This is a genomic window from Neisseria sp. P0021.S006, from assembly GCF_051956895.1.
The window spans coordinates 20,411-33,394 of the sequence record NZ_JBQCWZ010000025.1; the positions used below are offsets into that span (position 1 = coordinate 20,411).

At 51.2% G+C, this 12,984-nt stretch carries 13 protein-coding genes and 1 tRNA gene; 7 read left to right on the forward strand and 7 right to left on the reverse strand.

The features are described from left to right. The first annotated feature begins 64 nt into the window (after positions 1-64). Complete coding sequence (gene apbC / locus ACTHUM_RS07065; protein WP_036493993.1) at positions 65-1,144, forward strand: iron-sulfur cluster carrier protein ApbC; 1,080 nt, start codon at positions 65-67, stop codon at positions 1,142-1,144. A 59-nt stretch (positions 1,145-1,203) separates the two neighbouring features. Continuing rightward, positions 1,204-1,279: transfer RNA gene (locus tag ACTHUM_RS07070), tRNA-Lys, on the forward strand. Between the two features lie 192 nt (positions 1,280-1,471). Here the strand turns inward: ACTHUM_RS07070 and ACTHUM_RS07075 are convergent. From ACTHUM_RS07075 to ACTHUM_RS07095, 5 genes are all read right to left on the reverse strand, one after another. Next, positions 1,472-2,725, reverse strand: coding sequence for an ABC transporter permease (locus ACTHUM_RS07075; RefSeq protein ID WP_440361228.1), 1,254 nt, complete (start codon positions 2,723-2,725; stop codon positions 1,472-1,474). Continuing rightward, positions 2,722-3,636 carry an ABC transporter ATP-binding protein gene (locus ACTHUM_RS07080; RefSeq protein ID WP_440361229.1) on the reverse strand — a complete coding sequence of 305 codons (915 nt, stop codon included), beginning with the start codon at positions 3,634-3,636 and terminating at the stop codon, positions 2,722-2,724. The genes ACTHUM_RS07075 and ACTHUM_RS07080 overlap by 4 nt, the downstream gene beginning before the upstream one ends. Positions 3,637-3,663: 27 nt before the next feature. Beyond that, positions 3,664-4,407, reverse strand: coding sequence for an SH3 domain-containing protein (locus ACTHUM_RS07085; protein ID WP_440361230.1), 744 nt, complete (start codon positions 4,405-4,407; stop codon positions 3,664-3,666). Between the two features lie 80 nt (positions 4,408-4,487). Continuing rightward, the gene (locus ACTHUM_RS07090) at positions 4,488-5,486 is read right to left on the reverse strand and encodes a BtrH N-terminal domain-containing protein (RefSeq protein WP_107848638.1); all 999 of its coding nucleotides are present in this window, start codon (positions 5,484-5,486) and stop codon (positions 4,488-4,490) included. A gap of 71 nt (positions 5,487-5,557) precedes the next feature. Then, positions 5,558-6,406, reverse strand: coding sequence for an RnfABCDGE type electron transport complex subunit B (locus ACTHUM_RS07095; RefSeq protein WP_440361237.1), 849 nt, complete (start codon positions 6,404-6,406; stop codon positions 5,558-5,560). Between the two features lie 187 nt (positions 6,407-6,593). Between ACTHUM_RS07095 and ACTHUM_RS07100 the strand changes: the two genes are divergently transcribed. Continuing rightward, positions 6,594-7,061, forward strand: a complete 468-nt coding sequence (locus tag ACTHUM_RS07100) for a YchJ family protein (RefSeq protein WP_004518935.1) — start codon at positions 6,594-6,596, stop codon at positions 7,059-7,061. Positions 7,062-7,325: 264 nt separating this feature from the next. Here the strand turns inward: ACTHUM_RS07100 and ACTHUM_RS07105 are convergent, their stop codons facing one another. Then, positions 7,326-8,114, reverse strand: coding sequence for an inositol monophosphatase family protein (locus ACTHUM_RS07105; protein WP_004518934.1), 789 nt, complete (start codon positions 8,112-8,114; stop codon positions 7,326-7,328). Positions 8,115-8,294: 180 nt separating this feature from the next. Here ACTHUM_RS07105 and ACTHUM_RS07110 point away from each other — a divergent pair, with 180 nt between their 5' ends. The 4 genes from ACTHUM_RS07110 (at position 8,295) to ACTHUM_RS07125 (ending at position 11,117) form a co-directional block, all read left to right on the forward strand. Next, positions 8,295-9,020, forward strand: coding sequence for a 16S rRNA (uracil(1498)-N(3))-methyltransferase (locus tag ACTHUM_RS07110; RefSeq protein WP_004518933.1), 726 nt, complete (start codon positions 8,295-8,297; stop codon positions 9,018-9,020). Between the two features lie 83 nt (positions 9,021-9,103). Next, positions 9,104-9,394 carry an acyl carrier protein gene (locus ACTHUM_RS07115; RefSeq protein ID WP_003748215.1) on the forward strand — a complete coding sequence of 97 codons (291 nt, stop codon included), beginning with the start codon at positions 9,104-9,106 and terminating at the stop codon, positions 9,392-9,394. After that, on the forward strand, positions 9,391-10,446 hold the full coding sequence (locus ACTHUM_RS07120; RefSeq protein ID WP_004518932.1) for a beta-ketoacyl synthase N-terminal-like domain-containing protein: 1,056 nt from the start codon (positions 9,391-9,393) through the stop codon (positions 10,444-10,446). Before ACTHUM_RS07115 ends, ACTHUM_RS07120 begins: the two co-directional genes overlap by 4 nt. Next, positions 10,428-11,117 (forward strand): hypothetical protein, encoded by a 690-nt coding sequence (locus tag ACTHUM_RS07125; protein WP_004518931.1) that lies wholly within the window; start codon positions 10,428-10,430, stop codon positions 11,115-11,117. The genes ACTHUM_RS07120 and ACTHUM_RS07125 overlap by 19 nt, the downstream gene beginning before the upstream one ends. 110 nt (positions 11,118-11,227) lie before the next feature. Here the strand turns inward: ACTHUM_RS07125 and ACTHUM_RS07130 are convergent, their stop codons facing one another. Further along, entirely contained in the window at positions 11,228-12,859 is a 1,632-nt protein-coding gene (locus ACTHUM_RS07130) for a hypothetical protein (protein WP_100066626.1), read from the reverse strand. Positions 12,860-12,984 lie beyond the last annotated feature (125 nt).

Below are 12,984 nucleotides of genomic sequence, written 5' to 3' on the forward strand. Positions count from 1 at the left end.
AGCAGATTTGTCAGGCAGGCAAATCGCGCACATCAAACAATTTCCCACATTCAAGAGGCAGATTATGAATATTCCAGCCATCCGAACCGCACTCGATGCCGTGTTGATTCCCACCACAATACGCACTTTGGGCAGCGAAAAAGCCGTTTCGCTTCTGGAAGAGCGTTCAGACGGCCTGCATATCGGCCTGAAATTCGCGTTCCCGGTTGCCCATATTGCCGCAGACATTGCCAACGCCGTTCAAGAAGCCGTCATTTCGCATACCGGTGATACCCACATTCACTTGAGTATCGATACCGAAATCGGTACGCATAAAGTCCAACCCGGCGTAGCAACCATCAAAGGCGTGAAAAACATCATCGCCGTAGCATCGGGCAAAGGCGGCGTCGGCAAATCAACGACCACTGCCAACCTTGCCACCGCAATGGCCAGAATGGGCGCGCGCGTCGGCGTACTCGATGCCGACCTGTACGGCCCAAGTCAGCCCACCATGCTCGGCGTACAAGACCGTAAACCCGACCAACAAAACAAAAAACTCATTCCCGTTGAAGCCGAAAGCGGCATTCAAGTGATGTCCATCGGTTTTCTGGTCGATACCGACCAAGCCGTCGTTTGGCGCGGCCCGATGGTCAGCCAAGCCTTGCAACAACTTATGTTCCAAAGCGAATGGGACAATGTCGATTATCTCTTCATCGACCTGCCACCCGGTACCGGCGATATCCAATTGACCCTGTCGCAAAAAATCCCCGTAACCGGCTCCGTTGTCGTGACCACGCCGCAAGACATCGCCCTGATTGATGCACGCAAAGCCGTGGATATGTTCAACAAAGTCAATATTCCGATTTTGGGCGTTTTGGAAAACATGTCTGTCCATATTTGCACCAACTGCGGCCATGCCGAAGCAATCTTCGGCGCAGAAGGCGGCAAAAACTTGGCAGAGCGTTTGAATGTACCGTTGCTCGGCCAACTTCCATTGAGCCTGCCTGTACGCGAAGCCATGGACAGCGGCACATCTTCTGCCTTGTTTGAAAACAACCAAACCATCGCCGACATCTACACCGAAGCCGCCTTCCAAATCGCACTGGCCATTGCCGATAAAGGCAAAGACTTCAGCAGCCGCTTCCCGAAAATCGTCGTCGAATAAAAAAGTTTAAAAAAGGTGTTGACAGCTGTGTGCTCCATCTCTATAATGCACAGCTTATCGGGTCGTTAGCTCAGTCGGTAGAGCAGCGGACTTTTAATCCGTTGGTCGAGCGTTCGAATCGCTCACGACCCACCAAATATGAAAACCTGCTTTGAAAAAAGCAGGTTTTTTTACGTTTGGATTTTAGGATTTTGTTGAACATATTTTGTTATTGAAACAATTCATAGCATATCAAGCATCAGGCCGTCTGAAAGTATTTTCAGACGGCCTGGAGTTTTATAGGAATGGTTTTGAGAAATAAGTTTTCTACTTAGGGCAGACAAACGTTTAAAACCTTACCTGCGTCTGCAACTGCTTACGATAAACCAATACGGCAGCAGTCAATGTGGAAAAAGAGAACGCTGACAGTAGAAGCAGATAACGGCCGATTCCGTCCAGTCCGCTGCGGTTGAGCAGCAATTCTTGAAAAGCCTTCAAGCCCCAAGCCATCGGGGAAATCCAAGTGAGTTGCTGCATGGTTTCGGGCATGACGTGTGCAGGCACCATAATGCCGCCGATTGCCGCCATCAGGATAATGCCGCCGCCGCCGAGTACGACGGCGTGTTCGGTAGATTTGGCGCAGACGCTGATTAACAGCGCGTAGCCGAGTGCGGCGGCACTGACGGCAGCGGACAGCAACGCGTAGGGAACAAGGCTGCCATTGAGTATGAGGGCGGGCACGCCGATTTCAGGCAGCAGGTAGCGGCCGAGCAGCAGCATTCCGACAAACTGAAGCTGGTTAATCAGGAAATAGGGGACGAGCTTCGCCGCAATCAGGCCGAATGCGGAAGCACGGGCGAGGCGCAGGCGGGTGATGGTGTTGGTTTGGCGTTCCAGCGCCATGACGTTCGATAGCGGTATCATGATGAAAAACATACCGAAAATCAGCCATGCGGGTACACTGTGCTGTACGGCGTTGGGTTTTTCCACCGTGCCGCTGCCTACGCTCAGATAGTGTTCTTCCAGCATTTTTTTATCTAAAAAGCTGCGCACGGCGGCGAATTGTTCGTCGTTTTTTTCATCCACTTTTTTCTGGATGTCTTTGCGGATGGAACGAGGCAGTTTTTTATTGTCGATTTTGATGCCGTCATTGTTGTCGAAATAAGCGTCCAGCCGCGTTTCAGTGTAGTGCTGCTGCAAAACGCCTTTGACAGCCGCCAGCCATGAAGGCTCGGTATCGGGCGGTACATAGATTTGCAGGGCTTTGTCGTCGGCGATTTTGCCGGAAGCGGGGTTCGGGTTGTGCAGCACCAGTTGGAAACGTTTGTCGTGCAGGCCGTTTTGCGCGTCGGTCAGTTTTTCAGACGGCATCAGTGTGACATGGATTTGCTCTTTTTCCAGCGCAGCGGCCAGCGCGGTATTGATACTATCGTTTGCTATGCCAACCAGCGCGATACGGCTGTCGGTGTGCGGATCTTGGTCGCGGCTCAGCGCCAACGACATAATCAGCATGAAGGCGATGGGCATCACAAACAACACGGCCAAACCGTGCAGGTCGCGGCAGAGCAGTTTGAGTTCTTTGAGGAGGGAGGAAATCGTCATTGTGGGTTTTGCTTATCTGTTGCTGGCTCGTCTTTGCGCAGGAAATCAAGGTAAAACGTTTCCAGCGAACCGTGTCCCTGCTGGAAGTAGCGGATTTGCGCGCCGCTTTGTTGCAGGGTGGCGTAAACGGCGGCGGCATCGTGCGCCGTTTCCATCATGCCGCGGCTGTCTACTTGTTTGGCACCTAAGGCGATCAACGTCTGAGGCGGCAACGGCGGTTCGACAGTAAAACGCACAATACCGGTTTGCGTACTTAAAAGCTCGTCCAAACCACCGTGGTACACCAGCTTGCCGTGTTGCAGCAGCGCGATTTTGTCGCAAAGCTGCTCAATTTCCGACAGATAGTGTGAGGTATAAACCACCGTTACTCCCTGCCGTGTCAAATCCGCCACGCTGTCGAGGATAAAGCGGCGCGACTGCGGGTCGATGCCTACCGTGATTTCGTCAAGGAACACCAGTTGCGGCGTGTTAATCAGGCCGATAGCAAAATTCAGACGACGTTTAAGCCCGCCCGAAAGATGCTTTGCCGCCTTGTTTTTGTGGGCGGTCAGGTCGGTCTGTTCTAGAAGCGCATTCAGACGACCCTTGTCGCGCACTTTGTAAAGCGAGGCGAAAAACAGCAGGTTGTCCCACACGGAAAGCTGCGGATAAAACGCGAAATCCTGCGGCACCAAACCGATTTTCTGCCGCTCGCTACGGCTTAACAGACGCAATGGCTTGCCGTCAAACAAAATCTCGCCCTGCCGTACTTCCTGCAAGCCGGCCAAAAGCGACATCAGCGTCGTTTTCCCCGCACCGTTGTGGCCGAGCAGCCCCAAACATTCGCCGTCGGCAATGTCGAACGACACATTGTCCAGCGCGGCAGTTTCGGCTTTGGGATAACGGTGGGAGAGGGATTGGATTTGAATCATGGTTTCAGACGGCCTTTCAAGCGATATTTAAATCGCAGCACCCCATAAATAACGGCGCTGGAATTTGCCGTCCTTAAATATAAAGCAGACGCCGAAGGGAGCGCCGTCCGAACCTTGTCTGCCAAACAGATAAAGCGTCTTATCGCTGCCGCGGTAATAGGCTTCCCAGCCTTGATATACATTGCTGCCGCGTGCGGTGGCAGCAAAATCGGGCGAGAACAGTCCTTGCAGTTCGGCAGCGGGAACCGCTTGACCGTTTAGCGTGATACGTTCAAGCGCGAACACGCTTTTGGGAATGTCGTAGTCTGTACCATAGAAAGGTTTGCCTCGATAGAGCCGCGCGGTGTATTTGTCTTTGTTGATGCCCGAGAAGTCGCTGAGTTTTGGATGGATGCGGCGGGCAACGATGTGTACCGTTTGTCCGCTACCGGACAAAGTCAGCGTATCGTCGCGACTGGATTGTTCGCGAAGACGGACGAAGCTTTTATCGGCGGCGGGAAATATCAGACGGCTGTAATGGATGAAACCGTAGTCTTCTGCGGCGGGTTGTTGCAGCTGGGCAGTACAGAAACTCAGGCTGCCTTCGCCGCCATCACCCAGACATTCCAACGGCGTGCCGTTGGGAATTTTTGCCAAGACTTTGGCATTCAAATCGGGGCTTTCGCGCAAATTGGTGTGTCCGTCGGCATCATGAACCAAGGCAAAGCCATTTTGCGGCGCGGCATGGGTCAAGGCGGAATACAAAAATAAGACAGTAGCTAGGTAACGCATTTTTAATTTCTTTTAGTTTTCAGACGGCCTGAATGTCAAAATAATTCACGGTAGATTAATCGGGATCGAATAAATCCTGATTATTTCAATAATTCCCGCCATAACGCTTCTTCATCATCCGCAATTTTGAGCAGAAATTCGGCAATGTTGCGGCAGCCGTTTTCGGACGGTTTTTTGCACTGTTTCACGCACATTGCTGCGAATTGGCGCCATTGGTCGCCGATGGCGGTCATTTGTTCTGAGGCCGTCTGAAACGCAGGTTCGTTGCAGATATGGGCGGCCTGTTCGAGGAAGTAGGCGTAGATGTAGCGGAAACCTGCGCCGCCGGTACCGATTTCTTCCTGCATCCGCACCAAATGGCCGAGAAACAGTTTTTGGTATTTGTCGTTTTGTTTGGCAGGCAGGGATTCGATTTTTTTGGCCAGCGTGCGGATGCCTTTTACGCCGATGAAAAAGACCGGCGCGAGCATATGTTTGGCGTTTTTGCGTATGGCTTTGTGGATAATGGCGGGCAAGTCTGCCATGATTTTTTCAGACGGCCTGTTGTCTTCCAAGGTATACATCATGCCTTTTGCCGCCAATACACCTTTGGCGAACCGCGCACGCTGCAAATCTTCGGCGGCGCAGCGTTGCACGGTTTCAAATACGGGGTCGCTGATCAGGTAGTCGTTACCGTCTTTGCCGTACACCAAGAGATTGTGTGCGTTGAAATGGAAACGCATTTGTGGCGGGAAGTAGGGCAGCCAAAAGACGGAGGTTTGCAAACCGGCCAGTTTGCCTGAGGATAGTGCGGCATCCAACGCGGCTTGTCCGCTTTGTGCGTCGGAAAATTTGCGGACGGATAATTTCAGCCCCAATGCTTTGCAGGTGTTTTTGATGATGCTGCGCGGCGCGGTACGGTAGGAAACCAGCGGCATGCCGTTTAATTTGATCAGCGGCATCCAGACAAATGTCAGCGCGTGGGCAATGCCGAAAATCATGGCTTCGTCTAAATTGTGGCCATGGTATTTGAGCAGGGTGGACATCACACCGCTTTCGCAATGGGCGGTATGCTGGTGTGGAAATTCTTGTATGGTCATAAAGTTATTGGTTTTCGTGCAATGTTTTCAGACGGCCTGATGCGGTCGGAATGGGTTTGTTGTTTTGGAAATCAGCGGGTTTCTTTGGCCGCTTCCTGCTCGGCTTTGTAGCGGCGCAGAAATTCGATGGCGGCGGCTTTTTCGGCTTCGTTGCCGTATTTGGCATCACGTTGGGCGCGGCGCAGTTCGGCGCGTTCTTTGGCTTCTTCGATTTGGCGCGCTTTGAAGTCTTCGCGGTTGTCGGAGGAGACGAGTTTGTCCTGCTGCGATTGCGCTTTGGCCATGGCTTTAGCAATCAAATCCATGGGGTTGAATACGGCGCTTGGTGCGGCTGTTTGGGCTTGTGCCTGTGCGGCCTGTTTGGCTTTGACGGCGGCTTCGCGTTGCGCCAGCAGTGCTTTGCGTTCGGCATCGTCGCGCTGTTTGCGCGCGGTATGGCGTTCAAAACGGCTTTGTGCGTGTTCGGCGGCGGCAAAGCGCGGTTCGGCAGAGGTGCTGAAACGGCGTGCGGACGGCAGGAAGGGCTGCGATACGGGAACCATGTCGATGCAGTCGACGGGGCAGGGGGTAACGCACAAGCCGCAGCCGGTGCATTCGTCGCTGATGACGGTGTGCATCAGTTTGGACGCGCCCATAATGGCATCGACAGGACAGGCGCGGATGCAGGCGGTACAGCCGATGCAGGCGGATTCGTCAATCAGGGCCACGGCTTTGATTTGTGTTTTTGCCGGCGCGAGGTAGGGCTTGCCCAACAGGTCGGCCAGGTCTTTCATGACGGTTTCCCCACCCGGCGCGCACAGGTTTACCGGCGTTTCTCCTGCCGACAGGGCGCGCGCATAGGGTAGGCAGCCTTCATAGCCGCACTCACGGCATTGGGTTTGCGGCAACAGGCGGCTGATGCTTTGGATGGGAATGGTCATCATGGATAGTCAAAATCGAAAAGGCGCATTATATCAGATTGTTGCGTTTGTTTTGGCGAAACCCGCTTTGCTTATTTTAGTGAAACTCTCTACACTCGTTTTAGCGAAACGCGCTACGCTCGTTTTCAGACGGCCTGAGTCGGGTTTGCGTTATAATTTTGAAATGGATTTATTCGGGTAATTAGGAATGACGGCTACACTTTGCCCCTGTCAGTCGGGGCGTGTTTATACGGAATGTTGCGCACCGTTTCATGCGCGTGAGGCGGCGGCCTCGACGGCGGAAGAGTTGATGCGTTCGCGTTACAGCGCGTATGTTTTGCAGGAAATCGACTATATCGTGGACACGACTGTCCCTGCGCAGCAGAATTTGTTGGACAAGCAGGATTTGGCGGCATGGAGTAGGCAGATGCAGTGGTCGGGATTGAAGGTTATCCGTCATGTGCCGTTTGGCAAGCTGCATGCTTTGGTCGAGTTTGAGGCGTATTTTGAAGAGAACGGGCAAACTGAGTGCCATCATGAATTGTCGGCATTTGTGAAAATAGACGGGCGTTGGTACTTTATTGAGCCGACCGTTGCGTTACCGACGATGAAACAGCCTTGTTTGTGCGGTTCGGGCAAAAAGTTTAAGGCGTGTTGCGGACAGTTTTTCAAATAGTAGTGTAAACAGGCCGTCTGAACGTTCAGACGGCCTAAGCTGTTTTTGCAGATAAAAAAAACCATTCATACTAAGGGAGAAGTATGAATGGCCAATACATTGCGGGAAAACGTCTTACTTGCTGCACCGCCCAAAAGGGATGAAAGAGCGGTGTTGTGTCAGCGATTGATATTCTACCGTTTTTAGTATTAAATGCTGTTAAGAAGTGAAATAATTTCAATAAGTTGCAAGATAATCGTGATATTTTGAAGATAAACGGTATTTTTACTGATTTTCTCGAATCCATTTCACCCATTGCTGAAACAGCTCGGGTTGCAATGCGGCGATGACGGAACGCTTAAATACATGTTCGCCGCTCCAAAAATCGTCGCCTTCCAAAGTGGTCAGGCAGCCGCCGGCTTCTTCAAAAATTAATGCACCGGCAGCGTAGTCCCACAGCTTTTGTCCGCCGTGGATGTAAATATCGTAGCGGCCGCTGGCAAGGTAGCACCAATCGAGCGTGCTGCTGCCCATACTGCGGATTGTGCCGAATGGGGCAAGGGTATTCATGCGGCTGGCGAGTTTGCCCGAACGCAGGTATTTGATTTCTACGCCGGCAATGGATTCGTTGAGTTTTTTGTTTTCCGAACGCAGCGGCAGCGGCGTGCCGTTGAGAAATGCGCCTTTGCCGCGTTCGGCATAGAAACATTCGCCGCTGACCGGATTGTAAATCACGCCCAATTCGGCATGGCCGTTTTTAACCAGCGCGACGGATACGGCAAAATGCGGCAAACCGTTGACGAAGTTGTTTGTGCCGTCGATAGGGTCGACAATCCATAGGCCGTCTGAATGTTCGTTCCACAAACGGGTTTGTTCCTGAAAGCTCATTTCCTCGCCCAACATCGGACAATCCTCCAATAAGGGAAGGGCGGCGGCAAAAGCGGTTTGTGCGGCCAAATCTGCTTCACTCAAAACCGATCCGTCTTCCTTGCGTCGTGACGGCGTGTTCAGAAAACGCGGCATGACTTCGGTTTGGGCGATGTGGCGGACGACTTTCTGTAAACGGTATAGCACGGCGTATCCTTGTTTTTTGCAGTTTTGCGCGACAGTGGATTAAAATTCGGGAAGTTTTCAAATTATAGTGGATGAAATCGAAAGCAGGCAGGAGTATGTCGCCGTGTTTCAACTTCATTCACGAAATTTTAAATTTAAATTATATACATTAAATTATATACATGAATAAAGCAGGAAACCATGCCCCGATTTTATGTTGATTTTGCCTTAAGCCCCGACAGCGTGGTCGAATTGCCCGATAATGTGGTGCGCCATCTGAATGTATTGCGCGTGAAAAACACGGAAGAAATCGTGTTGTTCAACGGCAATGGCAAGGCATATCCGGCTTTGCCAGAAGTTTTGGAAAAACGCCGAGCCAGCGTGCGGATTTTGCGTGAAGAGGCAACGGACAACGAATCGCCGCTGAACATTACATTGGTACAGGCGGTATCCGCCGCCGAGCGCATGGATTTCACTTTGCAGAAAAGCGTGGAATTGGGCGTGGCAGAAATTCGCCCGGTCATCAGCGAACGCTGTGTCGTCCGCTTGAGCGGCGAACGTGCTGAAAAGCGGGTAGCGCGTTGGCAGGAAATTGTTGTTTCGGCGTGTGAACAAAGCGGCCGCAATATTGTGCCGAAGGTTTTGCCGCTGACGACTTATGCACAGGCTCTGCAACAGTTGCCGCAGGAAACGACCAAACTGTTAATGAGTTTGAACCGCGCACAAAAACTGAGCGATGTTCAGCCGCAATCCGGCAAAGTCGTGTTTATGGTCGGCCCTGAAGGCGGCTGGACGGAGAAGGAAGAGCAGCAGGCATTTGATGCCGGTTTTCAATCCGTTACGCTCGGCAAACGGGTGTTGCGTACCGAAACCGCCTCACTTGCGGCCATTGCCGCCATGCAGACGCTTTGGGGCGATTTTGCATAAAGTTCAGGCCGTCTGAAAACGAGCGTAGCGAGTTTCGCTAAAACGAGCTGTTGCTTCATGAGATAAAAATGGGAGTTTAAAAAATGTCTTACACCTTTACACTGGCCGAGCACGAGCTGGAAGCGGAATTGAAAAAGTTAATCGTGCAAGAGGCCGATAAGGCCGACGATGTGGATATGGATGATTTCACCGACGATGCGCTTTTGTTTGGCGATGACAGTCCGGTCGGTTTGGATTCGCTTGATGCGCTGCAAATCAGCGTTGCTTTGCAACAGTATTTCCAAGTGCGCCTGCAGGGCGACCGTATGGTGCGCAAACATATGATGTGCGTACGCGATTTGGCGGCGTTTATCCGTGCGGAGCATGGTGCGTGAGTTGGGTTTTCGGTACGGCGGCCACTTCTGCCTTGAATCCGCAAACGGACTTCAGACGGCCTGATGCGGTGTCTTATACGTTTTTAAACCAGCCGCAGCAGGCTGCTTATTTTCGTGCATTTGCTAGCGACAGTTTGGGGCGGAAGGAATTGGCGGATATCGCCGAACAACATTTGCGCCTAGCTGCCGAAAATGCAGGCTGGCCATCTGAAAGTTGGCATGATGCGCCGGTGTTTATCGGGTCTAGTTCCTATTCCATCTCCGAATATGAAAACCGCCATTTTGTGGGCAATAGGGCGGAAGAAGAACACAATCTGCTTTATCTCGCCGAAGATTTGCGCCGGCGCAGCGGCAATCGGCAGATTTTCAGTTTCGCTACTGCCTGCACTTCATCCGCCCATGCGCTCATTCAGGCGGATAACTGCTTGCGCGGCGAGGCGGAGCGTGCCTTTGTGCTTGGGATTGAAAACCTCAACCGACTGACTTTGCTGCATTTTCACAGCTTGGGTTTGCTGACCGAACAGTATCAGCCTTTTGGCGGAAACGGTTTGATTTTAGGCGAAGGTGTTGCCGCGCTTGCCTTATCTTCCGCTGCTCCTGAATCTTCAGGCCGTCTGAAACTTATAGGACACGCTGCCAATACAGGCAATGACCTGATTCAAAGCGATGGCCAAGCGCAAGAGCAAGTGATGCGACGTGCGTTAGATATTGCAGGCATCGTTCCTGAAAGCATTGCGGCCGTTAAAACACACGGCATCGGCACGGCTGACAGCGATGCCGCCGAATTGGCCGCACTGGAAAATATATTCGGTACACTGCCGCCCTTGATGGCGTTCAAACCGCAAATCGGACACACGCTTGGCGCAACGGCAGCCCTTGAAACAGCCTTGCTTTTATCCGCTCTAAAACAAGGCGGAAGCAACGATTATCAGGGGTGGAAAATTCGTTTTTCCGAGTGCGCGGCTTCACAAAAAGGCGGCTTTTTCTGTTTGGCCAATCAGTTTGGTTTTGGCGGCAGCAACACATCTTTGGTATGGCAATGGCAACCGTAAATCCTAATATCCGTATTACCGCCGCCGTGCGTTTTGATACTGACGCCGGCACCGGCGGTAAAATCCTCAAACAAATCTTAAAGCAGCAAAGCGGTATAGATACTCGCCGCCTCAGCCGCTTGAGTTTGATTGCCGCGCTTGGTGCAGGGCAGCTAAAGGAACAAAGCGAAATCCGCCCTGATTGCGCCGTTTTTCTTGGTACGCCGTTTTCTTCGCCATCCGTGTTTGAAAAAATGGCAGACAATGTGCTGAACCATCACGCCGCGATGCCGTTTGACTTTATTGCCAACCTGCACAACTCCCCAGTCTTTCATGCCGCGCAAGCGTTAGGCACGCATGGTGCAACTTTGGTCGTTACTGCCGACAACAATGTAGATACCTGCTTTCATCCATTATCTCTGGCGATGCAGTCTTTGCAAAATGGCGGACAAGCTGCGGTTGGCTGGGCATATGAACATCAAGTAGCCCGAGCCGATACCCATGAAGGCAGTATTTGGATTGTGCTTGAAGCCGGTGCAGAGCAGGGTGTTCCCGTTGTGTTGAATGATGAAGTGATGCAGACTGATAGGTCGTCTGAAAAGCCGCAATATTATTGGCAAAATATCGCCGATTGGATAGAAGCAGTAATGGCGCACGAGGGTAGGGATGTGAAGAAATGTACTTTGGCGTGATCAGCAAATGATTTTAGAGAAAGTATTTGTCTGTTGAATAAATAAGGTCTGTACCATTAAAAAGGCCGTCTGAAAATGTTTTCAGACGGCCTTTTTGTATAAAAAACCAATCAACGAGACATCTCGCCTTGAATAGCGCGGATATTCGCTTTACGGGCGTTTATGGTACGGGTCAGTTGTTGGATTTTAATCTGATCGCCTTTTTGTTTGGCCGCGTTCAACTGGGTTTGAAGGCGGGTAATAGCAGCCTGTTCGTTGCGTACTTCGGTCTGCAATATCTGTTTGCGGGTTTCTTTAGGGCTTGGCTTAGGAGCCGGCGTAACCACAGGTGCAGTACGGATAACAGGGGCTTTGTATTTGCTGTATGAAGAACTGCGTGATTTGTTCTGACGGTTGCGCAGGGTAATATTGATGCGCGGATTGGCAGCTTCGGCTGTGTTGGTCACGCTGGTAATCGGTACATTCGGCAGGATTTTGATATCGCTGTCGCTATTTCCTTTATCCAGCAAAATATCGGCTGCCGGTTTGTATGCTTGTGGGAAAGGTGTTGGGACAGTGGTTTTGCCATGCTCTACCGGAGTGGCAGTTGCCGGCGTGCTTGGTTCGGTTGAAGCGGTGGCAATAGGTTTGGCTGCTTGTTCCTCAGATGCGCGGACAACGGCTGTTTTATCGGCTTTAGTACGGTTAACCTTGGCTTTGCGTCGAGAGGAGGTTTTGGCATAAGTTTTGCCTTTATGCTTAGTCTCGACTTTGGTAGGTGTTTTATCGAGCACTTCATCCTGAGCTGTTACCGCTTGGTTATTTTGGGTAGTTGAAGTTTGCGGCTGAACTGCCGAGTTCTGAATAATCTCTTGTGGAGTTTGGATTGCAGGTACAACAGGTTGAACAGCTGGTGTTTCATTAATAATAGCAAGGCCGTCTGAAACTGTTTTCTCGGTAGAAGCAGTAGGTTGGGCTTGTGCGGCAAGCATTACAGGAACAACACTGTTTTCTGTTTGGGTTGCACTAGACTGAGTTTGTACGACAGGAGTTGTATTGCGGACAGTAGTGTCGGCAACATAGTCTTCAGCTTTTATTGTGGGCGGCGCTTCCAGAGTAGGCGTATTGTTGGGAACGATTACGCTGTCTGCAATGGCTTTGTCGGCTGTAACGGTATGGGTTTGCGCGATGAGTACAGGAGGAACAATAGTGTTGTCCTCTTGAACGGCAGTCGTCTGAGTTTGTACGACAGGAGTTGTGTTGTGGACAGCAGCATCGACAACATAGTTTTCAGGTTTTGCAACGGCTGATGTTTCCAAAGCAGGCGTATTGTTGGAAACGATTGCGCTGTCTGCAATGGTTTTATTCGCTAGCATAGCTTGTCGAGTTTGTGCCATCGGAATGGAAATAGGTGCCGGAATACCGTATTCATTTCGAGCAACAACGACTGGGGTTTGTACCGCGGGCGTTGCTTGAGAAGCATTAATGTAGTCTGCGGCAGATGCTTTAAATTCTGTTGTTTGTACCGTTTTTAAAACCGGAGTGTCGCCCGGAATCGCAACGACGCTGTTTTCTGTTACATTGTTTGTTTCAACTATGCGACAGGCGTCATTGATCTGGTATGAAGCATAAACGGTGATGCCTTCAACATTGCAGACATACTCGGCAGCGTTGGCGGCGGCGGGGAGGGTCAGGCTGAGGGCAATGGCGGTTTTGCAGAAAAACGGTTTCATAAAGGCAATAGAATCAGGTTGTTTGTTCAAAGTGTAATTATACTATGTACACTGTCAGCATCCGCCAACTTATTTTTAGGCGGTGTAAAACTGTGGCTGAAAGGTTGAAAATTGGAATAAAAGGTCTTAGGCCGTCTGAAACTTGTCATATAAAG

Coding starts and splice junctions, on each gene's coding strand:
- ACTHUM_RS07095 (WP_440361237.1), bottom strand. CDS start 6,406: ATGACCATTCCCATCCAAAGCATCAGCCGCCTGTTGCCGCAAACCCAA.
- ACTHUM_RS07110 (WP_004518933.1), top strand. CDS start 8,295: ATGCCCCGATTTTATGTTGATTTTGCCTTAAGCCCCGACAGCGTGGTC.
- ACTHUM_RS07080 (WP_440361229.1), bottom strand. CDS start 3,636: ATGATTCAAATCCAATCCCTCTCCCACCGTTATCCCAAAGCCGAAACT.
- ACTHUM_RS07075 (WP_440361228.1), bottom strand. CDS start 2,725: ATGACGATTTCCTCCCTCCTCAAAGAACTCAAACTGCTCTGCCGCGAC.
- ACTHUM_RS07100 (WP_004518935.1), top strand. CDS start 6,594: ATGACGGCTACACTTTGCCCCTGTCAGTCGGGGCGTGTTTATACGGAA.
- apbC (WP_036493993.1), top strand. CDS start 65: ATGAATATTCCAGCCATCCGAACCGCACTCGATGCCGTGTTGATTCCC.
- ACTHUM_RS07125 (WP_004518931.1), top strand. CDS start 10,428: ATGGCAATGGCAACCGTAAATCCTAATATCCGTATTACCGCCGCCGTG.
- ACTHUM_RS07090 (WP_107848638.1), bottom strand. CDS start 5,486: ATGACCATACAAGAATTTCCACACCAGCATACCGCCCATTGCGAAAGC.
- ACTHUM_RS07085 (WP_440361230.1), bottom strand. CDS start 4,407: ATGCGTTACCTAGCTACTGTCTTATTTTTGTATTCCGCCTTGACCCAT.
- ACTHUM_RS07115 (WP_003748215.1), top strand. CDS start 9,104: ATGTCTTACACCTTTACACTGGCCGAGCACGAGCTGGAAGCGGAATTG.